At 61.0% G+C, this 22,736-nt stretch carries 18 protein-coding genes and 1 pseudogene; 12 read left to right on the top strand and 7 right to left on the bottom strand.

The genetic code is table 11. From position 1 onward, the window contains the following. Positions 1-161: 161 nt before the first annotated feature. Entirely contained in the window at positions 162-716 is a 555-nt protein-coding gene (locus ACLCGK_RS18645; protein ID WP_410952642.1) for an Hsp20/alpha crystallin family protein, read from the top strand. Between the two features lie 140 nt (positions 717-856). Here ACLCGK_RS18645 and ACLCGK_RS18640 read toward each other — a convergent pair whose 3' ends face one another. Together ACLCGK_RS18640 and ftsH are read right to left on the bottom strand one after the other, a co-directional pair. Next, complete coding sequence (locus tag ACLCGK_RS18640) at positions 857-1,282, bottom strand: potassium channel family protein (RefSeq protein WP_003256841.1); 426 nt, start codon at positions 1,280-1,282, stop codon at positions 857-859. A 27-nt stretch (positions 1,283-1,309) separates the two neighbouring features. After that, entirely contained in the window at positions 1,310-3,151 is a 1,842-nt protein-coding gene (gene ftsH, locus ACLCGK_RS18635; RefSeq protein WP_410952641.1) for an ATP-dependent zinc metalloprotease FtsH, read from the bottom strand. Between the two features lie 358 nt (positions 3,152-3,509). On the opposite strand from ftsH, the pseudogene ACLCGK_RS18630 reads away from it, so the two are divergent. The 3 genes and pseudogenes from ACLCGK_RS18630 to ACLCGK_RS18620 all read left to right on the top strand — a co-directional run bounded on the left by ACLCGK_RS18630 (position 3,510) and on the right by ACLCGK_RS18620 (position 7,071). Next, positions 3,510-3,764 (top strand): annotated as a pseudogene (locus tag ACLCGK_RS18630) (hypothetical protein). A gap of 5 nt (positions 3,765-3,769) precedes the next feature. Next, entirely contained in the window at positions 3,770-6,052 is a 2,283-nt protein-coding gene (locus ACLCGK_RS18625; RefSeq protein WP_410952640.1) for a heavy metal translocating P-type ATPase, read from the top strand. A gap of 128 nt (positions 6,053-6,180) precedes the next feature. Further along, on the top strand, positions 6,181-7,071 hold the full coding sequence (locus tag ACLCGK_RS18620; RefSeq protein ID WP_410952639.1) for a universal stress protein: 891 nt from the start codon (positions 6,181-6,183) through the stop codon (positions 7,069-7,071). Between the two features lie 15 nt (positions 7,072-7,086). On the opposite strand, the gene ACLCGK_RS18615 is transcribed toward ACLCGK_RS18620, so the two are convergent. Both ACLCGK_RS18615 and ACLCGK_RS18610 read right to left on the bottom strand, forming a co-directional pair. Further along, a complete protein-coding gene (locus ACLCGK_RS18615; protein ID WP_410952638.1) occupies positions 7,087-8,046 on the bottom strand; it encodes a ribose-phosphate diphosphokinase in 960 nt (319 codons plus the stop codon). A gap of 177 nt (positions 8,047-8,223) precedes the next feature. Next, a complete protein-coding gene (locus ACLCGK_RS18610; RefSeq protein ID WP_410952637.1) occupies positions 8,224-9,213 on the bottom strand; it encodes a universal stress protein in 990 nt (329 codons plus the stop codon). A gap of 69 nt (positions 9,214-9,282) precedes the next feature. Here ACLCGK_RS18610 and ACLCGK_RS18605 point away from each other — a divergent pair, with 69 nt between their 5' ends. Further along, positions 9,283-10,173, top strand: a complete 891-nt coding sequence (locus ACLCGK_RS18605; RefSeq protein WP_410952636.1) for a universal stress protein — start codon at positions 9,283-9,285, stop codon at positions 10,171-10,173. A 1-nt stretch (position 10,174) separates the two neighbouring features. On the opposite strand, the gene ACLCGK_RS18600 is transcribed toward ACLCGK_RS18605, so the two are convergent. Further along, positions 10,175-10,750, bottom strand: a complete 576-nt coding sequence (locus ACLCGK_RS18600) for a phosphoribosyltransferase family protein (RefSeq protein ID WP_410952635.1) — start codon at positions 10,748-10,750, stop codon at positions 10,175-10,177. Positions 10,751-11,021: 271 nt separating this feature from the next. On the opposite strand from ACLCGK_RS18600, the gene ACLCGK_RS18595 reads away from it, so the two are divergent. The 3 genes from ACLCGK_RS18595 to ACLCGK_RS18585 are packed head-to-tail and all read left to right on the top strand — an operon-like array spanning position 11,022 to position 14,497. Beyond that, the gene (locus tag ACLCGK_RS18595; RefSeq protein ID WP_410952634.1) at positions 11,022-12,215 is read left to right on the top strand and encodes a cation:proton antiporter; all 1,194 of its coding nucleotides are present in this window, start codon (positions 11,022-11,024) and stop codon (positions 12,213-12,215) included. 39 nt (positions 12,216-12,254) lie between these two features. Then, complete coding sequence (gene potE, locus ACLCGK_RS18590) at positions 12,255-13,586, top strand: putrescine-ornithine antiporter (RefSeq protein WP_410952633.1); 1,332 nt, start codon at positions 12,255-12,257, stop codon at positions 13,584-13,586. Beyond that, positions 13,583-14,497: a transporter substrate-binding domain-containing protein gene (locus ACLCGK_RS18585; protein WP_410952632.1), complete on the top strand. Its 915-nt coding sequence runs from the start codon at positions 13,583-13,585 to the stop codon at positions 14,495-14,497. The genes potE and ACLCGK_RS18585 overlap by 4 nt, the downstream gene beginning before the upstream one ends. On the opposite strand, the gene ACLCGK_RS18580 is transcribed toward ACLCGK_RS18585, so the two are convergent. Continuing rightward, complete coding sequence (locus tag ACLCGK_RS18580; RefSeq protein WP_061552137.1) at positions 14,494-15,603, bottom strand: hypothetical protein; 1,110 nt, start codon at positions 15,601-15,603, stop codon at positions 14,494-14,496. The two genes, ACLCGK_RS18585 and ACLCGK_RS18580, sit on opposite strands and share 4 nt — an antisense overlap. Positions 15,604-15,661: 58 nt before the next feature. Further along, positions 15,662-17,080: a DUF2252 domain-containing protein gene (locus tag ACLCGK_RS18575; RefSeq protein WP_410952631.1), complete on the bottom strand. Its 1,419-nt coding sequence runs from the start codon at positions 17,078-17,080 to the stop codon at positions 15,662-15,664. Between the two features lie 631 nt (positions 17,081-17,711). Here ACLCGK_RS18575 and ACLCGK_RS18570 point away from each other — a divergent pair. From ACLCGK_RS18570 to ACLCGK_RS18555, 4 genes are all read left to right on the top strand, one after another. After that, positions 17,712-19,733, top strand: a complete 2,022-nt coding sequence (locus tag ACLCGK_RS18570; protein ID WP_410952662.1) for an ATP-binding cassette domain-containing protein — start codon at positions 17,712-17,714, stop codon at positions 19,731-19,733. 14 nt (positions 19,734-19,747) lie between these two features. Beyond that, the gene (locus tag ACLCGK_RS18565) at positions 19,748-20,794 is read left to right on the top strand and encodes a glycine betaine ABC transporter substrate-binding protein (RefSeq protein WP_371033720.1); all 1,047 of its coding nucleotides are present in this window, start codon (positions 19,748-19,750) and stop codon (positions 20,792-20,794) included. Next, a complete protein-coding gene (locus tag ACLCGK_RS18560) occupies positions 20,791-21,711 on the top strand; it encodes a homocysteine S-methyltransferase family protein (RefSeq protein WP_371033721.1) in 921 nt (306 codons plus the stop codon). The genes ACLCGK_RS18565 and ACLCGK_RS18560 overlap by 4 nt, the downstream gene beginning before the upstream one ends. A gap of 126 nt (positions 21,712-21,837) precedes the next feature. Further along, complete coding sequence (locus ACLCGK_RS18555; RefSeq protein ID WP_410952630.1) at positions 21,838-22,614, top strand: ABC transporter ATP-binding protein; 777 nt, start codon at positions 21,838-21,840, stop codon at positions 22,612-22,614. The last annotated feature ends 122 nt before the right edge of the window (positions 22,615-22,736 follow it).

Genomic DNA, 22,736 nt, shown 5'->3' with positions numbered 1-22,736 from the left:
CCATATAAGCTAAGCCCCTGCGATGGCAACACTTTGATCAGGATCAAACCGACAGAGGATGGTGGCCGCATCCTGATTGATAAAGGTCAAACGGGGGCTTGCCTGCCAGCGCAATATCGAGGCGTCTCCCAGGGAGGCATTACTCATTAGAGGAGGTCGCCATGTCCGAAACAGCGAAGAAAGTACCTGTCACTTCCGCAACCACCCAACCTGCCAAGGCTACGCCGCCAAGTACCGAGCCATCGGACCTGTGGCGCCCATTCCAGCAGTTGCGGCGTCAGATCGACAGCCTGTTCGACGATTTCGGTCGCCGGCCATTGCGCATGCCGTTCAGCCATACCCCGTTCGATGTCGAGCCATTCTGGCGCCGTGAACTGTTCAGCCATGGCATGCCGGCGATGGATATCAGCGAACTGGCCGATGAGTTTCGCATCAGTGCCGAACTGCCTGGTGTGGACGACAAGGACATCGAGATCAAGCTGGTCAATGGCAGCGTTGTGATCCGCGGCGAGAAGCAGGAAGAGGTTGACGAAAAGCGCAAGGAGTACCACCTGTCAGAGCGTCACTACGGCAGCTTCGAGCGGGTCTTCCAGTTGCCCCGTGAAGTCGACGCTGAAAAGATCACTGCCCAGTTTGCCAAGGGCGTGCTGCTGGTGCACTTGCCCAAGCGCGCCGAAGCGATTCACCCTGAAAAAGTGATTCCCATCACCAAATGAGCGACCCGGCCGCGTTCAGGAGCATGGACGCTCCCTTTTCGTGTTACAGCGCAACGGTGCTCCAACCAACTGCCCCAGGTGACCTTCGCAAGCCGTCCACTTGTGGCACTGGACGCCGCACCCAGACGCCTGAACAGGTGCTATTTGGCTTTCCAGTATTTCTGCATTTCGAGGAACAGGAACGACGCGGTCCAGGTGATCAGCACCAGGCCTGTCAACGCTTGCAGGCCGGTGAGGTACTTCAGATGGCCGTTAGGCGCTATGTCGCCAAAGCCTATCGTGGTGTAGGTGGTGAAGGAAAAGTACACGCAATCCAGGAAGCTGCCGTCGAAGTTGCCACTGAGCGTGCCCCAGCCTTCGGCGTGAATCATCAGGTAATACACCAGGGCGAAACACCAGACCTCCAGCGCATGAGCCAGCAGCGCGCCGAATACGCCTGCGACGATCCGGAATCGGCTCCACAGTTTCAGCCGCGGTAGCCAGTCGTTCAGGCGCAGCAGGCATTCGTAGTGGATGATCACCACCAGGATCACCACCAGCATGTTGATCAATGTGACGGTGAGCATGGTCGGTACTCGGACTGGATCGGAGTGTCATTTGGCCGCATCGACCAGATTATAGGTGGCAGGGTCCTTGGCCACCGGCAGCAGCGCCGGGAATTCTTCCGGGGTGATGGTTTCCCTGGCCAACAACAGGCGTGCCCCAGTGTCCAGGTCGGCGCGTCGTTGCTCGAGCAAGGTCCGGGCACGGGCGTAAGCGTCTTCCAGCAGGCCTCGAATACCCAGGTCGATTTCGCGCGCGGTCTGCTCTGAGTAGTCCTTGCGCTCCTGGCGCAACAACGATTCGCCCAGGTAACTGGCCTGTTGGCGCTCCAGCACTGCCTGGCCCAGTTCCGTGCTCATGCCGAATCGGGTGATCAACTGGCGGGCGATGTCGGTGGCGCGTCCCAGGTCGTCGGCAGCCCCGGTGGACACCTGGCCGAATACCAGGCTTTCGGCGGCTCGTCCGGCCATCAGCACGACGATCCGGTCGCGGAGCATCTGCGCGCTGATCAGGTAGCGGTCATCGGTCGGCCGTTGCAGGGTGAACCCCAGCGAGCCAGCGGCCCTGGGGATTATCGACACCTTGTGCACCGGGTCCATCGCCGGCAGGCTGCTTGCGGCCAGCGCGTGGCCCATCTCATGGTACGCCACGACCTGGCGTTCATCGTCGCGCAGCACGTTACCCTTGCGCTCCACGCCTGCCACCAGGCGCTCGACGGCAGCGGTGAAGTCCTGCAGCTCGACCCATTGGCTGGCACGTCGGGTGGCGACGATGGCGGCTTCGTTCACCAGGTTGGCCAGGTCGGCGCCGGTCAGGCCGGGGGTGATGTCGGCGATGCGTTCGCAGTCCAGGTCGTTCTTGTAGACGATCTTGTGCAGGTGCACCTTGAGGATCGCCAGGCGACCCTTGCGGTCAGGCCGGTCGATCAGGATCTGCCGGTCGAACCGTCCGGCTCGCAGCAGCGCGGGGTCCAGTATCTCCGGGCGGTTGGTCGCCGCCAGCAGCACGACGCCTTCGCGTGGGTCGAAGCCATCCAGTTCGGCCAGCAGTTGATTGAGCGTCTGTTCCTTCTCGTCATTGCCGCCCAGGCTGCCGATGCCACGCATCTTGCCCAGGGCGTCCAGTTCGTCGATGAAAATGATGCAGGGCGCGGCGCGTCGGGCCTGGTCGAACAGGTCGCGCACCCGCGCCGCGCCCACGCCGACGAACATCTCGACGAACTCGGACCCGGAGATCGAGAAAAAGGGTACCGCCGCTTCGCCGGCGATCGCCTTGGCCACCAGGGTCTTGCCGGTGCCCGGGGGGCCGACCAGCAATGTGCCCTTGGGCACATGCGCCCCCAGACGGGCATAGAACGCCTGGTTCTTGAGGAAGGACACCACTTCGGTGAGTTCGCCCTTGACGTCGTCTATGCCCGCCACATCGGCGAAGGTGACCTTGATGTCACGCTCGACGTAGACCCGGGCGCGCGACTTCCCCACACCCATCAGACCGCCCAGGCCTTGTTTATCGGTTACCCCACGAAACAGGAAGAACCACAGCGCCAGCATCATTATCAGCGGCATGAGCCAACCCGCCATGGCAGCCAGGTTGCTGTCCTCGGCTACTCCGGTGAAGGTCACGCCCGTGCGGCCCAGTTGCTCGCTCAGTTGCGGGTCGATCCGCACCGTGGAGAACATCGAGCGGCCTGCGATGGGTTCCTGCAGCTTGCCCAGGATACGGTCGTGTTCGACCCGAAGGTCGCTGACCTTTTGCTGCTCCAGCAATTGCAGGAACTGGCTATAGGAGATGGTCTGCACGGCCGCACGGTCGAATAGGCCGAACTGAATGGCGGCGAGCACGGAAAGCCCGATCGCCAGCAAGTACAGCTTCCAGGGCTGATCTTTGTTCATGACCATATCTCGTGGTGGGCAGCCGGGTCAGGCGATCAACAAGTAGTCTTCGACCTTGCTCACGTCCAGGCAGCGCGCTCGACCAATTTCCGTTCGCGAAGCAAATGCACCTTGGCTTCCAGCCCACCGTTGACGGTGTCGCGCAAATCAAGGTCGTTCGGGTGGTCTTCGCTATTCGTTGGAAAGGTGGGCTGAGATGCCCTCAGCCCATGTTTCTACCCCCCAAGCGGTATTACGTGATTGACAAAGGTCAAAACCGGCGCGCTATCGCACGCTGGGCGAGATTGATAAATGTCAGGCTGCGCTGAGTGGCGATGCCGATACTGAGGGTGTCTTGGGCATGCGCGAGGGCACCAACATGCAACGCTATCTGCTTGCCGGATTGTCCAGTCTGCTGCTGGCATCGGCTTCGGGCTGTACCCCTTGGCACGCTGAAGAATACGACGCGCGCCTGGAGTCGGCCGAGAACAACGCGGCTACCGCCCGTTTGCGGGCCGACCAGGTGTGCTAACGCATCGACCTGGTCGAGCAGACCGCCAACGAGGCACTGCGCAGAGCGACCCAGGCCCAGGAACAGGTCCAACAGTTGCTGCAGCAGGCCAAGCGCAAGTGACCGCCATGTCACGTCGATGGCTGGACCCAAGCCTGTTGCTGGTCTGCGTCCTGGCCTTGCTGCTCGGAGGGCTGGCCTATGCGGCGCAACAGCCGACCTGGGCTGCGCTGATCTGGGCCGCCGGCAGCGCGATCATGGCAGCGGTGCTGGCGGTGGAAATGGCTCGGCGCCTGGCCAGGCGTGAGGCGGGCATTGACCTGATCGCGCTGATGTCGATTGGCGCGGCCCTGGCCCTTGAGCAGATGCTGGTAGGCGCAGTGGTTGCGCTGATGCTTGCCTCGGGCCGTACATTGGAGACTCTCAGCTTGCGTCACGCCGAGCGCGAGTTACGGGCACTGATCGACCGGGCCCCTCAGCGGGCCTGGATTCAAGAGCAGGATGGTTTGCGTGAGGTACCGGTGGACGAAGTCCGCGCTGGGCAGAGTGTACTGGTGCGCCTGGGTGAGATCGTGCCGGTGGACGGATGGTTGCAATCCGAGCAGGCGACCCTGGACGAAGCTGCGCTGACTGGCGAATCGTTACCGGTTACCCGCCATGCCGGTGAGCCGGTGGCCAGTGGGGTGACCAACTCCGGTGCGCCGCTGCTGTTGCTGGCCACGCATACCGCGGCGCAAAGCACCTACGCTGGCATCGTGAAACTGGCCGAAGCGGCACGTCAGTCACGGGCACCTTTCATGCGCCTGGCCGACCGCTATGCGCTGGCGTTGATCCCGCTGACATTGCTCATTGCTGCGCTGGCGTGGTGGGCCAGTGGCGATGTGCAGCGAGTGCTTGCCGTGCTGGTTGTCGCCACGCCTTGCCCGCTGATACTGGCGGTGCCAATTGCCATCATCTCGGGTATTTCGAGGGCTGCACGGCGCAACATACTCGTGCGTGACGGCGAGGTGCTTGAAGCCCTGGCCGGCATCCGCCAGGTGTTCCTCGACAAGACCGGTACCTTGACCAGTGGTCATGCCCAGTTGCAGTCGATCGAACTGAAGGGGCAAGGCGCGCCGTTGCAGATGCTGCAGTTGGCCGCTTCGTTGGCCCAGTCATCGACCCATCCGATTGCCCAGGCCATCGTTCATGCTGCCCGCCTGCGCAACCTGACGCTGACCGCGCCCGAGCAGGTGCAGGAAAGCCCCGGCCAGGGGCTTGCCGGGATCGTTCAAGGCAAGGCTGTACGCTTGGGCGCCCTGGCCTATGTGCAGAACGAGAAGGACGATGGCCAGTGGGCACAGGCACGTTTGCAGCAACTGGACTACCTGGCCAACAGCGGCAGTTTCGTGGCGGTTGACGGTGAGTTGAAAGCGGTACTGCGGCTGGCCGATGACTTGCGCCGGGAAACCCCCCAGACACTACGCCGCCTGCGGGCGCGCGGGATCGAAAAGGTCGTCATGCTCACCGGTGACCGCCCGGAAACGGCGGAAATGGTTGCGCTGGCGGCGGGTATCGATGAGCTTCGCTCGGGGCTCTCGCCAGTCGACAAGATTCGCCTGGTGCAGGACGGCTGCCGCATGGCGCCCTCGCTGATGGTCGGCGATGGCATCAACGATGCGCCAGCATTGGCGGCGGCCGATGTCGGGGTTGCCATGGGCGCTTCTGGCGTCACGGCCTCTGCCCAGGCGGCCGGTGTGGTGTTGCTGGTCGATCGTCTCGATCGATTGGTCGATGCCTTGGATATCGCCCGGTACGCCGTGTACATCGCCCGTCAGGGGGTATGGGTGGGCATGAGCTTGTCGTTGCTGGCCATGCTGGTTGCCGCCGCCGGCTACCTGCCCGCGCTGCTGGGGGCGGTGTTGCAGGAAGGTATCGACCTGTTGATCATCGTCAACGCCTTGCGTGCGCTGGGCCCCTTGACGGCCGGGCGACGCAGCGGGCTTGCCGTCGAGGACCTGGATCGGTTGCAGGATGAGCATCGGCAACTCGACGGGTTGCTGACGGAGCTGAGCCAGATGGCCTGCGATTTCGCCAAACGCCCCATCGAGCAGGCGCGGGACGACCTGGGCAAACTGGTCACCGGCCTGCATGACCTTCTGGAGCGCCACGAGCGCGATGACGAGCGTCGTTTGTATCCGCTGCTGAGCCGCTTCATGCAGGGCGAAGATCCGCTCTCGGCGATGAGCCATACCCACCGGGAAATCTTCCGCCTCATCCATCTTCTTTCCTGCATGAGCCAGGATTTCAACCGAGCGGCAGCGAGCCCGAGCCCTGATGACATCCAGCACCAGCTGATACGCCTGGACACCTTGGCCAAGTTGCATTTCGACCAGGAAGAAGCCCTTTACCGGTATTTGGATCACCGCTGAGAGCATTCAGCGCCTGACAGGGTTGATAAAAATCAAGCGTTCAACTCCCCCCGAGGCAACCATGACCGATATCCCGGAAAAGCCAGCACCTTTGATGCATCCCCCGATCCCGATCATTGGAGGCTACCATGAGCCACTATCAACGCCTGTTGCTGATCCTGCGCCCGGCATTGTGCCAGTCCTGTGCCTTGGAACAGGCTGCCGCCCTGGCCAGGTCAAGTTCGGCCAGCCTGCACATAGTGGGTTTGCTGGAGTCGCTGGACAAGCTCAGGTTCCTGGAGACAGGTGACCCTCGGAGCGAGCGGCAGGCTTACCTGCAATCCCAGCAAGACCAGCTCGAGGCCCAGGCCAAGGTGCTACGAGCCTCGGGTGTGCAAGTGACGACGGAAGTCGCCTGGAGCAGCAATCTGCAGGCGGATATTCTCGAACATGCCCTGGAGATGCAGCCGGATGTACTGCTCAAGCAGGTCGAGCACGAGCCGGTGCTCAAGCGGGCCTTCTTTACCCCGTTGGACTGGCAGTTGCTGCGCCATTGCCCGATCCCGGTCTACCTGTTGGGCGCCGCCAGACCGGCCTTGCCTCGCCAGATCGTCGCGGCGGTGGACGTGGCCGATCAATCGCCCGAGGGCCAGGCGCGCAATAACAGCATCGTCCTGCAGGCCAATGCGCTGGCCTTGCAGACCGGCGCGCAACTGGACCTGCTGTTCGCCTGTGACCTGACCATGGCCTACATGGGCGACATGGGATATGGCGCCTGGGCCATTGGCGACGTCGGCGAGTCCTTGCGCCATGCCCTGGAGGACGATTTCAAGGCGCTGGCCGACCGCTACGGTGCGCCGGCCGAACGCAGGCACTTCCTGCTGGGCCGCCCGGTCGCGGTGCTGAGTGAATATGTCGAGACCCACCCGGTGGACGTCATCGTCATGGGCAGGCCGCTTGCCCGTGGGCTGGACCGACTGTTCGGCAGCACCACGGAGCATGTGTTGTACCAGATACCCTGCAATATCCTGGCGGTGTAGGGCGATGCCTAGGGTTCATGCGCCCCAGCCCCGGCGGTTGGCAAGCAACTCGGCGACCAGGGCGCTGGTATCGACGATATCCAGCTGCTGCAGGCATCGCACGGGCAGGCGAAAGGGCGCGATGCTGTCGGCCACCAGTACCCGTTCGAATACCCCGCTGTCGAACAGCTCGCCACCAGTGGTGAACAGGCCATGGGTGGCAGCGGCCAGCATGCGGCTGGCTCCGGCCTGCCGGCAGGCCTGAGCTGCGCGCAGCAGCGTCTGCCCCGTGCTGATCAGGTCGTCGAACACGATGACAGTGCTACCTGCCACGTCACCCACCAGGTGTTCGCCGCTCAGGCCCGCCTGCTGGCGGTGCTTTTCCATCATGGCCACAGATACCGGGCGCCCGAGCAGGTCCGCCAGAACCTGGCGAAACTGCTCGGCGCGTTTGATGCCGCCAATATCCGGCGACACGACCGTGACTGTCTGCTCACCGAGCAGCGGGGCCAGGTGTTGGGCGAACAGCTCGGTGCATTGCAGGTTCCAGCTCGGGATTCGGTAGGCGTTGTCGAAGGCGCTGGGGTTGTGTACGTCCAGCGCCACCACGCGGTCGACACCGATGCTTTCCATCAGGCAAGCCACATGGCGGGTGATGGTCGCATCCTGAAACTCCACCTTGCGGTCCTTGCGGCCATAACACAGGTAAGGCGTGACTGCTGTCACCTGGCTGGCACCGGCGTCCTTGAGCGCACCACAGAAGAACAGCAACCGGCACAGCTTGTCGTGTGCGCTGTGGTGCGCGTCGCCATAGAGCGAGTGAAAGACGATGACCGATCGACCGTCGACCGATTCGCCAGGCCAGCATTTGTGTTCTCCGTCCTCGTAGTCACGCTCTTCATGTGCTGACAGTGTCCAGCCCAGGCGTTGCGCCACGGCATTCCCATAGGCCTGGCTGCCTCGCAGGGCGAACAGTAACGGCGGTGTCTCATTCATGCCCTGCGCTCCATTGGTCGTACATTGCAACATAAGCTGAGTTGGACTGTGGGGTTTGACGTTTATCAAGTCGAGCATAGCCAGCAGGCGGACACTGGGCAGGTCAGAGCACGCCAAGGCCTGCGCACCTATACCCTGCACGGAGAGTGGAGAAGGTGAAACCAGGCAGGTGATCGTTCAACCGTGGATCGCCAGAATGCTGGAGTGAACCTTGTACAGGGTTTGCTCTGTAGTACTGCCAACGACCTTGCTCACCCTCTCGTGGTAGAGCGTACCCATCACCACCACGTCGAAGCCATGCTTGTTCGCGTAGTCGCTGACCACGTTACGGGCAGCGCCTCGCACCAGGTGCAGATGATCTGGCTTGATGCCGTAGCGGCCGCCGAACGTCGCCATGCGCTCGCGCGCGCGACCAGATATTTCCTCTACCAGCTTGTCAGTCCAGGCCACGGGTGCGGCGGCATAGGCAACGAAGCTGGTGCTGGGTTCATAGGCCTGCAGCAGGTGCAGTTGCGCCTTGCATCGCTGTGCCAGTGCCTGTGCCCGTTGCAGGATGTGGTCGTTGAGCCTGTCGATCACCGGGTCGTGCTCGACAAGATCCACGGCGACAAGGATGCGCGCTGGCAGCTTGGTTTCAGCCTGGGCCACCAGGTGCATCGGGATCGGGCAACCGCGCAGCAGTTGCCAGTCCAAGGGGGTGAGCAGGGCACGGCTCAAGGCGGTTTCGTGCCTGATGTCCTTGATCACCATCTCCACCCGGTGCAGTTGGGCCAGCCGGATCAAGTCCTTGAGCGGGTCTTCATCGTCCAGTGTCTCGGCGTAGGCGGTAATGCCCAGTTCGCCCAGCGCCTTCACCTGGTCGGCGAGCCAAGCCTTGCGGTGCTCGGCGTCCTGCTTGCGGGCATTACTGCGCAGCACCTGGTCCAGGGTGGCCAGGCGTGAGGGCAGTTGACTGAGCACCACCAGGTGCAAGGTGGCGCCTGTCGTACTGGCCAGCGCCTGAGCACGCGTCAGGGCAGGCGAGGGGTGCAGGTCTGGATGGCAGATCAGTAGCAGTCGCGAGTAAGCGTTCATGATGGCCTCCACGGCGATGGCAGCCTCGATGAAGGCCCACCGGTACAGGCCAAGGGTGACGCACTGGGGCTTGATGGCCTTGATATTTATCAAGATTGGCTGAGCGGCAGCTTCGATAATGAAAGCGGTGCGGCACCCCATATTCGCGCCAGGAGGTGGCTGATGAGCCCGTACCGCCGGATTCTTCTGGTCATGACCAAGGTCCAGGCCCATGCCGCGATGCATCGGGCCATGGCATTGGCTCGAGCGTCAGGTGCCTTGTTGCACGTACTGGGCATCCACACCACCACTGAGCCTGGCCTGCCCGAGCCAGGGCAGCAAGCTTCACAACCTTCAGCCGCGTTCGCGCACTTCAGTGCCGGGCTCAAGGCATTGCTCGACGAGCAGGCGCCCGCAGGGTTGCACACCACCTTCGAAGCGCTGGAAAGCTCCATGGCGCGTGACCTCGTACCGGCGTGTATTGCACGCTTTGCGCCTGACTTGGTGATCAAGGGGCTACCCGCCAGTCCGGTACCTGGCCTGAACGACAAATCCTCGGTTGACCATGTGTTGCTGCATACCAGTAAGGTGCCATTGCTGCTCGTGCCTGCCGAGGCCAGCGCCATGCCCGCGAACATACTGGTGGCCGTGGATGTGGCCAAGGCGGACCTTGCGCAGCAAGCGCTGAACCATGCACTGGTGGAGGCAGGCCGGCAACTGGCGAGCCCATGCAACGGCCAGGTCCATCTGCTGTCGGTTTACGATCTGCCGTTGGCCATGCTGGCCAATCCCGACCTGGCAGCGCCATGGGCGGAGCAAGTGCGCGAGTCACTCCAGCTACCATTCGATGAACTGGCCGATATCCATGGCATTCCCTATACGCAGCGCTACTTTATCGAAGGTGCGCCGCTGCGCGTCATTCAGTCTCTCGTCCCCACGCTGAAGATCGATGTGGTGGTGGTCGGCGTGGTGCAGCCCAGACGTTGGGCCAAGCTGATCGGCGATACTACCGAACGGCTCGTCAATGACGCCCCGTGCAGCGTTCTGGCAGTCAGGCCCCCGTCAGCCGATTGATTCAGGCGGTATCGCCGGCTCGGCCGTGGCGAATCACTTCCACGCTGAAATCCGCTTCGAAAGGCGGCACATGACATTCGACGATGTCCTGCTTGGCGACTTGCAGGTGTATGCCCACGATGTGTGCATGCACGGGTTGGCGGCAGGCGTGACGGTCAACGAGCACCGCGCTGAGTACCCGTCGCGCCCCAAGCTCAGCCAGGTATGCGCAGGTGCGCAGCAGGGAGTGCCCTTCGTACAGCACGTCATCGACCACCAGCAAGGTGGTTTCGGCCAGATTCAGGTTGGCCAGCTCAGGGTTCTCGGTGAGCTGCGTATGGGCATGCAGGAGGCTGAGGTCGTCGGCGTAGCGCTTGACCTTGATCGGGTAGAGCGGCAGTGGCGCGGCACTTCCGGTCAGTTGCTGCAAGTGCAGTTGCAGGCGCCGCGCCAAAGGCTCACCTCGGCGTTGAATTCCCACCAGTACCAGGGGCTGCGCAGGCATCAGCGCCAGGGCCTGATACGCCATTGTACGCAGCACGCTATCGAGATCTTGTTCGTCATACAGGCGAACGCGTGAGGGAGCGGGGCGGTTCATGATTCTTGTCCGTAGCCGGCCAATGGTCATTGGCAAATTAAGCTGCCACCGCCAATTGGACTTGATAAAAGCCAAGCACAGGTCAGTTCCATGACAATGCTTGCGGTCGATGTCGAGGGCATTGGGGCTGGCACCGCCCGATGCGCAGCGGTCTTGCAGGTTAATTACTTCAACTGTTGACCTAAGATAACTTCTGCCGCCTTTGGGATCGCCGCGCCACGGACGCAGTGGTAGCGTTTTTATACAGTCGTGTCGATCCCGGTGGGTTGTCATGTATCAGAATTTGGCTGTCCTGGCTGCCTTGCTGGTGCTTTACGCCAACCTGGCCGGCGCGCTCGAATCCAGGCCCGTCAACGGGCCCCTGTTGTTCCTGCTGGCGGGCCTGGTGGCCGGCCCGGCCGGGCTCGGGTTACTGAACCTTTCCCTGGACCGCCATGATCTTCGGCTACTGGCCGAGCTTACCCTGGCGATCGTGTTGTTCAGCGATGCTGCCCATGCTGATCTGCCTCAGTTACGCCGCAACCGGAGCCTGCCGCTGCGTCTGCTGGCGATCGGCTTGCCGCTGACCCTGGTCGCCGGTTGGCTAGCTGCGTGGCTGATGTTTCCACGCATGCCCTGGCTGGAAATGGCCCTGTTGTCGACAATCCTGGCCCCCACCGATGCCGCCCTTGGCAAGGCAGTGGTGACCAACCCCCTCGTGCCAGCCAACGTGCGTGAAAGCCTGAATGTCGAAAGCGGATTGAACGATGGCATATGCGTGCCGGTGCTGCTCTTGTTGCAGGCATTGTTGATGGAGAGCCGCTCGACGACGCCCTTCGCCCTGGGGGGATACTTCTTGTTTGAGAAGTTGGGTATCGGCGCACTGACGGGGGCTGTGCTGGCGCTGGTGGTGGGAGGGTTGTTGCGTCTTTCGCAGCGCCGCTGCCTGCAGGTGGAGTCATGGCAACAACTGGTAATGCCCGCCCTGGCGTTGCTGAGTTTCGCCAGTGCCCAGGCAATGGGCGGAAGCGGTTTCATCGCGGCATTTTGCGCAGGATTGCTTACGGGGTACCTGTTCAATCGGGAAACGCAACTGCTGCTCAAGACCGGCGAATCCTGCGGTGAAGCGCTTTCGCTGCTGACCTGGGTGGTGTTCGGTGCCTACGTTGCGCCCAAGGCCTCGCAAATCCTGTCGCCCTCGGTATGGTTCTACGCGCTGCTGAGCCTGTCGCTGGTGCGTATGGTGCCTGTCTGGGTCAGCCTTGCCGGGAGCGAACTGACTGCCGATAGCCGTCTGTTCATTGGCTGGTTCGGGCCGCGTGGTCTAGCGTCTATCGTTTTCGCTGTGCTGGTACTCGATGCACGGTTGCAAGAGGGCAGCACGATCATCGCCACGACTATCGCTTGCGTCGTGCTCAGCGTGGTATTGCACGGTATAAGCGCTACACCTGGGGCCCGTCGGTTGGGACGCAGCGTTGGAAAGTGACGATCGGTTCTTCGACAGGCTTTCGCGGAGGTTGCCGCCATGCGTGAAAAAGCAAAGAAAATGGGCCTGGTCGGACTGACGACACTGGTCACGGTAAACATGATGGGGTCCGGCATCATCATGCTGCCAGCGAGCATGGCGCAGATCGGCGCTGTCTCGCTGTTGTCCTGGGTGATCACGGCCATAGGCTCGATGGCTATCGCCTACTGTTTCGCGCAATGCGGCATCTACTGCACGCAATCGGGTGGCATGTCTGCCTACAGTGAACAAGCCCATGGCAAGTCTGCTTTCTTTCTGTGCTCCTACCTTTACTTTCTGTCACTGATGATTGGCAACGTGGCCATCGCCATTTCCGCCGTGGGCTACCTCACGCCTTTCATACCCTGGCTTGGCAGTGGCGGCGGGCCGCTACTGGCAGGAGCGGTAACGTTGATCTGGTTTACCACCTTGTCCAACCTGGGTGGCGCCGAGGTTACCGGTCGTATTGGCGCGGTCAGCGTGTGGGGTGTCATCGTCCCGGTTGCCGGCTTGAGCTTGATCGGCTGGTACTGGTTCAGCCTCGCAACCTTCCAGGACGCCTGGAACCCAGGTCAAATGCCGGTGGCTCAGGCCATAACCAACAGCATTCCACTGACCTTGTGGGCGTTTCTGGGTATGGAATCAGCTGCGCAGAACTCCGACGCGGTGGAAAATCCGAAGCGCAATGTGCCTCTGGCATGCTTGCTCGGCACCCTTGGCGCGGCGGTGATCTATATCCTCTCGACCAGTGTCATCCAGGGCATCGTGCCGAATCCGGAGCTTGCCAACGCCAGCGCGCCCTTCGCCATGGTCTATGCACAGATGTTCAACGACTCCGTCGGCAACGTGATCATGGCATTGGCGGTGATCGCTTGCGTCGGTTCGTTGCTTGGCTGGCAGTTCACCTTGGCTGAAACCGCCAGGGTCACCGCCGGGCAGGGGCTTTTCCCAACGCTGTTTACACGCACCACGGCCCGTGGCGTGCCACTGGCGGGCATGCTGACCTGTGCGGTGCTGCAGAGCCTCATTGCCCTGTCGACGCTGTCGCCCAATGCCAGCGCCCAGTTCAGCAAACTGGTGAACCTGGCTGCCGTGACCAACATCATCCCCTACATCACCTCGCTGACCGGGCTGTTGGTGATCATGTACAAGGCCCAGGTACAGGCAGCCATTTTTCGCCGTAACAGCGCAATCATGGTGGTCGCGGTTTGCTATTGCTTCTACGCACTGTACGCCTCGGGCCTGGAAGCCGTATTCGGTGCGGCACTGATCATGGCGCTGGGTTACCTGCTGTTCGGCTTCATTGCCAAACGTTTCGTCAGGGCGCTGGACATGATCGGAGGTGCGCCATGAAGCGCGGATCGAAAGTGACCGGTTGGTGTCTTGTCAGTTTGCTGTCGTGCGCGTCAGCGGACAGCACCGTCGCCGCTGCCGACACGTTGGGCCGGTTACGCCAGGAGCAGGTGCTGAACCTCGGATTCATGGAGGGGTTCGCACCCTTCTCATCAGGCAGCGATCAGGCTCCGGAGGGGTATTCCATCGACCTTTGCCAAGCAGTCGTCGCACGTATTCGGGAATTGCCAGGGCTCGCTGGCTTGCAGGTGCGCTGGCACTCACTGGCAGAGCCAGAGGCTGTTCGGGCCGTGGGCAACGGGCAGGTCGACCTGCTGTGTACACCTATTGTGGAAACCAAAACCAGACGAGGCACGTTGGATTTTTCCATTCCGGTGTTTACCTCCGGCCTCGCGGCTTTGGTCAGGCGCGATGCACCTGCCAGCTTGCTCAGCCCCCTCAGCGGTAGCACGGACAATACCGGCCCGCGCTGGCGCGCGACGATCAATGCAGGGCTGAGCAAGCACAGTTTCGCCGTATTGCGTGGCACCTTGAGCAGCCGCTGGGCCCATGAGCGGATTCGCCAGCTTGGCTTGCAATCCACGCTCGAGGAAGTGTCGACGTACGAGGAGGGGGTGCAACGGGTGGTCGACCGCAAGGTCGACGCGTTCCTCGGAGACAGGGTGGTCCTGCTGGCCCACCAGGCCCGGCAAGCCGAACGCGACCAGCTGTGGGTTCCGGATCACCTGTTCGTCATGAGCCGGGTGGCGTTGTCGATGCCAAGGGGAGATGTAGATTTTCGCTTGTTGGTGGATACCGCCTTGAGTCAGGCCCTTTCGGGGCTGCAAGGTGAGGCGCTGTTCGTTCGCTACCTAGGTCCACAGTCCGCACAGGACCGCTTGCTGCAAAGCCTGTATCCGCTGCCGGACTAGTTGGCGGGGATGGTGATGACTGGTGTTTCCGGCGCGACGCCGGTTTCGGCAAGGGACAAGAGCACAAGGATGAACAGAAACTCGGACTTGGACCTCAGGTCGCGATCGTCTATCCAGAACCAGTGATCGCGATAGCGCACGGCCGCATAGGCATTATCTGGCTTGTGCTCGCTTGAGAAGATACGCACCAGTGGCGCGTCCCACTCGCTGGAAACCACAGGAAGGGCGGGCGCGGGGTTTGCCCGCCCTTCTTGCACATGGATGGGCGGGGCGTCGATGGTGGCGGCAATTTCCGAGAAGATCTCCGACATCGAGCGCGTCAGCAAGGCCACTTCGGAATCGTTCCGCTGCACCGAGCCGAAAGTGAGGTGCAGTACCTCCGCATCGGGTCGAAGGTGCAGCGACTGACGCACCAGCTGGCGGTCTTTTTCGACGATCTCCGACCTGGTGTCGGCAATCAGCAGCAGCTCACTGTCAGCCCCAGCACGTTGACTGATCCGCATACCCAGCTTTTCCGAACGCTGAATCCGCCGAAGTGCATCCAGCACCGCATAGAACTCGGGGTCTGCTGAACGTAACCGAGACGGGGAGGTAGACCTGTTGTACAAGCCGTTTGCAGCACGTGTGGTCAGGTGCAGCACGCGATCGACCGGATAGCCCGCCTGAATCAGCGAGAATATCGCCGCTGGCGAAAGCGGCGTGAGCAGATAGCGGGAAAAGCGTTCACCGGATAGCGGTGTGTAGCTGATGGTAGGGCGATCCGTATAAAGGCCCGAAGCGCCCAATGTCTGGCTGTTACCCTCGGCTGGTGAACCGCTGAACCAACTTGCGGAAAGGTTTACCTGGCTTTGGATGGCCGTGGAACTGATCACCGATGACACCTCCAGATACACAGGGGCATCGGCGTAGCGCAACTTGACGATGTTCAACAGGGTCTGTTCTTTCCAGGTCGTGGCTATGACGGTCGCGTAATCGCTTCTATCGCGCTCGATAGTAGAAGGGCCGAGCGTGGAACAGGCGGTCAGCATCAGTGTGGCCGCGACGAGAGCGGTTCTGTTGAAACGGAAGGAGCTTGAATGCGCAGTGGAAACACGATTTTCATTCATCTTCTTGAATCCAGATAAATGCAGTTGGGTCACTCCCGGGCATAGGCCATGGCAGTGCTCAATCGTCTTCCTCGCGAAACGCTTTTATCCTGCCTTTTTTCTCGGCGTTGACCAGCGCCGCGTAGTCCCTGGCATTCTGCTCGGCATAAGCCAGGGCAAACTTGCCAAGGGCCTGATCGAAGGCGTCCGACTTGCCGAGATATCCGCTGATCAGTGCTGCGTCCCCTGACTTGGCATGCGCCCGCGCCAATGTCATGCCGCACACCTGCGCATACATGTTCATTTGCTCGAAAGACGCACCTTCCACCGGCAATGACATCTTCATATCGCGCAGTTGTCTGACGAAAAACTGCCGGCCCTTGCTGCTTTCGGTCCAGCCCAGAAAAATGTCGCTGGCGGACTGCGAAAGGCGCTGGCCGGTAACCACGCGCTGGCCTTGATTGGCAAATTCGCTCTTGCCGGCATAGAGCGCCAGCACTGATGGGCAGGCTTCCTTGAATTGCAGCAGCAGCGGATGGTTTTCAGCCGAAAAGAACAAGCCAACGAAGCAGAACGTGCCCACGCTGCCGATGCCTACGGCTTTTACTGCAAAGTCCTCGAGGCGATAACGGTCGTAGAGAACTCTGCGCTCGGGTAGCAATGAACTGCGGTAATCCTCAAGAGCCAGCTTCACGCGCTTGGCAAAACCGGCTTCATGGATATGGAACAGGATTGGCGGCTGGTCGACCAAGCGCCGCCTACCGCCCACTTCATCACTGATCTGGGGATACAGGTAGTCCCCAATGCGCGTTCTGGCCCTGGCTATCAACTCTTGCCGCGCTTTGCGGTATTTCATGCTGGGTGCCATGTCGATGATCGCTTGAGCGTCCAAGCGGTCGTACCAGACGTCAAGCGGACTCATCTCCGACAATTCACGCATGCGTTTGCGGTAGGCCTGCACGCAGGCCATGGCCAGCTGTCCTGCCTCCTTATCGTTCAGCCGATTGTCCTGGGCGGCGACGGCAAAACTGACCGCCAACCGTTTGATGTCCCATTCCCAAGGTGCAGGAAGCGTCTCGTCGAAGTCGTTGATATCGAAGATCAGGTTGCGTTCAGGGGTGGCGAACAAGCCAAAGTTGAGCAGGTGGCAATCGCCGCATGCCTGGACGCGTACGCCGGTGCAAGGCAGTGTGGCGAGGTCGCGTGCCATCAGGCCGGCCGAGCCGCGCAAGAAGGTGAATGGACTGCGCAGCATTCGCCCGTAACGCACAGGCACCAGTGCCGGATGTCGGTCACGGTTGGACAGTTCGAGCAAACCGACAGGATCACGCTGCCTGGGCTTGCATTTCCACGTTGCATGAGCCGCCCGCGGCACGACATCTCGTAGACGTTTGCCGGCCTCCAGTCTCTCCTTGAGCGAGTGAAAATTCTTATCTTCACGGATGTCGTCTATTACCCTGGACAACCGTTTGGTTGAACGCTTCTTGAACTCAGCCATGTCGGCACCTTGGATGAGCAAAGGGTGGGCCCGACCGACAACGGAACTCGTCTGTGATGAATCACTGATGCGGCGTCGAATATTCCCGGACAGCTTCTGAAAAGCGTAGCAGTAATTCACTTATCCCAAAGACACGATGGGCTGGCTCAGACTCGGATTTCGACCGTGCTGGCCCAGCATTCAAACAAGCGTTGTATCAACCCCCAGAAATGCCTTCGATTTCCCCAGCAGGATGCAGGATCGAGAATGGCGATTGCTGACAGCTATCGAAGTGGGGAACTCCGCACCGCAAGTTCACATAGCAGGCCTTCGAGAATCGTTGGTACTCAGTAGCCTGGATACAAAACTGATGAATAGCAGTTTCACCAACCTTTCTTGTTAGGCGGGTTACGCCATCTTACTGTTGCTCACACAGCAGCGGTGCTACAGCGATGTTGCATCAGCATCATGTCGTCCAATGTAAAAAAGCTGGCAACCCCCAGAATACGTGGGTTCTGGTCGGTTGGCATGAAGACTGCTCTCGCTCCCTGGAATCTCATCAATCCCAGGTGCCGACGTGAGTGAAGTATACCCACCGATTACCAATGACCTAGTTGAAGCCGCCCCACGAGACGTGGCGGATGGTAGAAGCGTGTCCTTCGGTTCTGCAGAGACCACCGATATCGCTCTGGAGTTTCGCGCAGTGACCAAGCGCTACGAGGGGGGCCGGAGAGCGGCAAGGAACGCTGTAGAACAAGTGAGCCTTGCTGTGCGCCGTGGCGAGGTGCTCTGCCTGATGGGCACCTCAGGGAGCGGCAAGTCGACCCTGCTGCGTCATGTCAACCGGTTAATAGAACCAAGCAGCGGCGATGTGCTTGTCGATGGCGAGGTGCTGGGTGATTTGACATTGACTGCGCTGCGTCAGTTGCGTTCGCAGCGCGTTGGCATGGTGTTCCAGCACTTTGGACTATTGCCACATCGCAGCGTGCTTGACAACGTCGCCTTACCCTTGGAACTACGAGGTGAGCCGGAAAGTGCGCGGCGTGCTTCTGCACAACTGCAGCTAAAGGCGGTGGGGCTGGGGGACTGGGCCGAGCACTTTCCCCATGAGTTGTCCGGCGGCATGCAGCAACGCGTCGGGCTGGCCCGGGCGCTGGTTACCGAGCCGCGCATTCTGCTGATGGATGAGCCCTTCAGTGCGTTGGATCCGACCATTCGCCGCGATTTACAGGGACGCTTCCTGCAACTGGTACGTCAGCGCGGCATCACGACCTTGCTGGTGACCCACGATCCGGGAGAGGCGCTGCGCCTGGCTGACCGCATCGCCGTACTACGTGATGGCCAGTTGGTACAGGTCGGCACGCCTGATGAGTTACTCGAACACCCGCTGGATGAAGGGGTGGCGGACTTCTTCGACGAACGGCCGCATATCAGTCCAGCCGTGTCAACTGGATACGAGACAAATAACGTCTCGCCGTTTCTAGCCCACGAAGAGCCGGTGGTGGTCAACTGGTTTCGCCAGGGACTGTTGGGGCCGGCGGCCCTGGCGGTAGCCGGACGAAATGGCCTGTTCTGGCTTGCGCTACTGGTCGAGCTTATCGCCTTGGCTGGGCTCGCCAGCGCTTGGCGAGAGGGGGGTAGGTGGACGCTGGCCGGCGCATTTGCAGCGCTGCTCGTCAACCACATGGCCAGTGCCTGGCTGAGCCTGCGTAGTCACTGCCGCGATTCCCATGGAGTAACGTTGCCTTTGGCGCTTTTGCTATTGAGCCAGGCGCTGACTCTTTGGCGGGGGCTGACGCCGGATGCGGCGGGCGCACTACTGCACTTTCCCGCAGACCGCGACAGCATGCTAGCGGTCGCTGGCGCGATTGACCGGATTATCGGCTGGTCACAACAGGCCTTCGAGAGCGTCTTCATCGGGGTGATAGTCGCGGTGCGTACCGTTATCGAAGGTGTGGAGGGCGCATTGGGCTGGATTCCCTGGCCTGTTCCTGCGGCAGCTTTGATCTACCTGGCTTGGCGCTCTGCCGGTGCGGCCCTGGCACTGACCAGTGCGTTGGCCTTGGGCTACATCGGACTGTTCGGCTTCTGGGAGCGAACGGTTTCCACCATAGCCCTGGTTGGCTCGTCGGTGCTGTTGTCACTGTTGATCGGCATCCCGGCGGGCATTCTGTTGGCCAAGAAGTCACTCGCGCGGCGCTTGATCACGCCGCTGCTGGACGTCATGCAGACATTGCCGACCTTTGTCTATCTGATTCCAGCGGTGGCCTTTTTTTCCGTTGGCAAGACGCCGGCAGTGATAGCTACGGTGATATTCGCCCTCGCACCAATGATTCGCCTAACGGCACTGGGCATCAGGGAGGTACCCAGGGAGGCCGTAGAGGCCGCGATTGCTCATGGCGCGACGCCCTGGCAGACGCTTACCCGAGTCGAGTTACCGTTGGCCTCTGGCTCGCTGTTGCTGGGAGTCAACCAAACCATCGTGATGAGCTTGTCAATGGTCGTCGTGGCCGCGCTGATCGGCGCCGGCGGGCTGGGCTACGACGTCATGACCGCCTTGCGCAACATCAAGGGGGGAGAGGGCGTCCTTGCCGGTATTGCCATTGTTTTCTGTGCCCTGGTACCCGATCGGATCATCCAGGCATCCCTTCGCAAACGTCATCATTCTACTTAGGAGTAATACCTTCCATGACCAGGTTCCTTTCCCGCGCCCTTGCCGGAGTTTTATTGCTAGGCACGATCGTGCCTATTACGGCAAGCTTCGCCAAGGACAAGATCGTGATCGGCGAGCAGAACTGGACCGGCGCTATCGCCATCCAATACATCCTCGGCGACATCATCTCCAGTCGTCTCGATGGTGATGTCTCCTACCTGGCGGGTGATCTGCCAGTATTGTTCGCAGCCGCCGCCAAGGGCGACGGTTCGGTCGATGTGCTTACCGACATCTGGCTGCCTAACCAATCGGCGGCCTTCGCCAAGTACGTGACTGGGGGCACCCGTTCGCTGATTCCCAACAAACAGCCTTATGTCGGTGTGCAGGGCTTTTACATTCCGGGCTACATTCAGGACAAGTACAACGTGAAGTCGGTGTATGACCTGAAGAAGCCGGAGATCGCCAAGTTGTTCGCCCCGCTGGGTGGTGGCAAGTCCCAGTTATTGGTCGGCCCTGCCGGCTGGGAGTCGACCTACATTGGCCAGATCAAAGCCAAGGACTTTGGTTTCGACGGCAACTTCGAGTCGGTCTCCACAGAGGCCTCGGTGACTTACGCCAAGCTTGATGCTGCCTACAAAGCCGAGCGCGGGGTGATTTTCTATGCCTATACGCCAGACTGGATCTTCTCCGCCTATGACCTTCGCCGTCTCGATGAACCGCCGTTCGACGGTTACGCTCAGGACAACAAGAAGGGCGACCCGTTGTACAAGGCTGATGGCTGCTGGAACTTCATCAGTCCAACCGTCGATGCCGACTGGCTGAACAAGAGCCACGTGACCTGTGCTTACCCCGACGCGAAGGTTCACATTCTCGCGTCTTCAGCGTTGCAGAAACGCGCCCCCCGGATCGCCGCTTTCCTGGAAAACGTGAGTATCGATCCGGAAGCCCTCAACGACTTGATCCTGAAGATCGAACGCGAAAAACAGCCAGCGGAAGTTGCGGCCAAAGCCTGGGTCGCCGCCAACGAGGCGACCGTCGATCGCTGGTTGAGTACCGCTGACACCAAGGAGAGCGCTCGATGACTCAGAATGCCTGGACTCTACTCGACGGTGGGATGGGGCGAGAGCTCAAGCGCATCGGTGCGCCGTTCCGGCAGCCGGAATGGTCAGCCCTGGCTCTGCTCGAAGCGCCTGAGTACGTAACCCAAGTGCACCGAGCGTTCATTAAGGCAGGTGCTAAGGTGATCACCACCAACAGCTATGCAGTGGTGCCGTTTCATATTGGCGAGGAGCGTTTTGCCCGCTCGGGTCGAACCTTGGCCAAGCTTTCCGGGCAACTCGCCCGCGGTGCTGCTGACGAGGCGGAAACTTCGGTACAGGTTGCTGGATCTTTGCCGCCTGCGCTGGGGTCGTATCGGCCGGATCTTTTCGATCCGATCCGTGCTCAGGCCATCCATCGTGAACTGATCTGCGGCCTTGCGCCGCATGTGGATTTCTGGCTGGCAGAAACCCAGAGCTCCTTGGCCGAAGCTCGCGCCGTGCATGCCGCGCTGGACGGCGAGCACAAGCCGCTCTGGCTGTCCTTCACGCTGCTTGATCCCGACACCGAAGATACGCCGCCTTTGCTACGCTCGGGTGAAAGCGTGGAGCAGGCTGTTCTTCTGGCTATTGAGCTGGGGGCCAGCGCATTGCTCTTCAATTGCAGCCAACCTGAGAGCATGGCCGCAGCGCTCCATAGTGCCCAACGGGTGCTGAAGGCGCAGGCTCGCGAGTTACCGCTAGGTGTCTATGCCAATGCCTTTCCTCCGGTACGTGAAGACGCCCAGGCCAATGACACGTTGCTTGATATCCGTGCCGATCTTGGGCCGGAGGCCTACTTGCAATGGGCGCAGCGGTGGGTAGAAGGCGGGGCAACGATCATTGGTGGTTGCTGTGGCATTGGTCCGGAACATATCGCCCAGATCAATGTTCATCTGCAGACGCATGAGGAAAAGCCGTGAGGTCGACCTGGTTGTAGGACGGCACTGGCACGATGATGCACCGACAGAATGTGCGAGCCAAAGGAATGGCTCGCCATCTACATGATCATAGATGGGCGCCAAGGGCACTCTAAGAGCAAAGCATCCATGAACCATGCGATTTTTGCACGCACCGTAGGCCAGTTGCTGCTTGCGGTAAACGACATCGAAGTGATCTACGACGGCGCGATTCTTGCCGTGGCCGGAGTTTCACTTGAGGTTGGGCAGGGCGACATCGTCGCGTTGCTTGGTGCCAACGGCTCCGGCAAAAGCACCACGCTGAAAGCGATCTCAGGGCTGGCCCATGCTGACCGCGCGCAAGTTAGCCGTGGCGATATCTGTTTCCAAGGGCAGGACACTGCCGGGGTGGCGGCGCATCTTCTGGCGTGCCGGGGTATCGCCCATGTGCTGGAGGGGCGGCATGTATTCGCTCACCTGACCGTAGAAGAGAACTTGCGCAGCGGCGGCTTTCTGCGCAGCCCGAAGCGGTGCGAGCTGGAGCAGGAGCTGGAGCGCATCTACTCCTGGTTCCCGCGTTTGAAGACCAAACGCAAGGCGCAGGCTGGGCTGACCTCGGGCGGCGAGCAGCAGATGCTCGCCATTGGACGTGCCTTGATGACCAAGCCTCGGTTGGTGCTACTCGATGAGCCTTCGATGGGCCTGGCGCCGATCATCGTCGAGGAGATCTTTGCCATCGTCGCCCAGCTCAACGCCCAAGAAGGTATGAGCTTTCTGGTCGCCGAGCAGAACATCAACGTTGCCCTGCGCCATGCCCGTTACGCCTACATCCTGGAAAACGGCCGGGTGGTGGGTGAGGGCCCTGCCGCCGAGTTGGCGGCGCGGGAGGACATTCAGCATTTCTACCTCGGTGGCAAGGCTGGCTGATTGGCGCCGACACCTTGCCGACCACGCAGTATCCATCCCTGTGGCCAAGAGGTTGCCCTGGCCGCGCCTGAGCGCGGCCAGGGGCGGCTTCAGTTCCCGAGGCTGCGCCGTAGGTTGGTGCC

The sequence above is a fragment of the Pseudomonas sp. S1(2024) genome (assembly GCF_046557535.1).
The sequence above is the reverse complement of the archived record's forward strand: the minus strand, read 5'-3'. Positions and strand labels throughout refer to the sequence as shown.

Excerpts from the sequence above, each read along its gene's own strand:
- ACLCGK_RS18620 (WP_410952639.1), top strand. The coding sequence starts at position 6,181 with ATGAGCCACTATCAACGCCTGTTGCTGATCCTGCGCCCGGCATTGTGC.
- ACLCGK_RS18560 (WP_371033721.1), top strand. The coding sequence starts at position 20,791 with ATGACTCAGAATGCCTGGACTCTACTCGACGGTGGGATGGGGCGAGAG.
- ACLCGK_RS18615 (WP_410952638.1), bottom strand. The coding sequence starts at position 8,046 with ATGAATGAGACACCGCCGTTACTGTTCGCCCTGCGAGGCAGCCAGGCC.
- ACLCGK_RS18640 (WP_003256841.1), bottom strand. The coding sequence starts at position 1,282 with ATGCTCACCGTCACATTGATCAACATGCTGGTGGTGATCCTGGTGGTG.
- ACLCGK_RS18625 (WP_410952640.1), top strand. The coding sequence starts at position 3,770 with ATGTCACGTCGATGGCTGGACCCAAGCCTGTTGCTGGTCTGCGTCCTG.
- ACLCGK_RS18580 (WP_061552137.1), bottom strand. The coding sequence starts at position 15,603 with ATGAATGAAAATCGTGTTTCCACTGCGCATTCAAGCTCCTTCCGTTTC.
- ftsH (WP_410952641.1), bottom strand. The coding sequence starts at position 3,151 with ATGAACAAAGATCAGCCCTGGAAGCTGTACTTGCTGGCGATCGGGCTT.
- ACLCGK_RS18595 (WP_410952634.1), top strand. The coding sequence starts at position 11,022 with ATGTATCAGAATTTGGCTGTCCTGGCTGCCTTGCTGGTGCTTTACGCC.
- ACLCGK_RS18585 (WP_410952632.1), top strand. The coding sequence starts at position 13,583 with ATGAAGCGCGGATCGAAAGTGACCGGTTGGTGTCTTGTCAGTTTGCTG.
- ACLCGK_RS18565 (WP_371033720.1), top strand. The coding sequence starts at position 19,748 with ATGACCAGGTTCCTTTCCCGCGCCCTTGCCGGAGTTTTATTGCTAGGC.
- ACLCGK_RS18555 (WP_410952630.1), top strand. The coding sequence starts at position 21,838 with ATGAACCATGCGATTTTTGCACGCACCGTAGGCCAGTTGCTGCTTGCG.
- potE (WP_410952633.1), top strand. The coding sequence starts at position 12,255 with ATGCGTGAAAAAGCAAAGAAAATGGGCCTGGTCGGACTGACGACACTG.
- ACLCGK_RS18645 (WP_410952642.1), top strand. The coding sequence starts at position 162 with ATGTCCGAAACAGCGAAGAAAGTACCTGTCACTTCCGCAACCACCCAA.
- ACLCGK_RS18605 (WP_410952636.1), top strand. The coding sequence starts at position 9,283 with ATGAGCCCGTACCGCCGGATTCTTCTGGTCATGACCAAGGTCCAGGCC.
- ACLCGK_RS18575 (WP_410952631.1), bottom strand. The coding sequence starts at position 17,080 with ATGGCTGAGTTCAAGAAGCGTTCAACCAAACGGTTGTCCAGGGTAATA.
- ACLCGK_RS18600 (WP_410952635.1), bottom strand. The coding sequence starts at position 10,750 with ATGAACCGCCCCGCTCCCTCACGCGTTCGCCTGTATGACGAACAAGAT.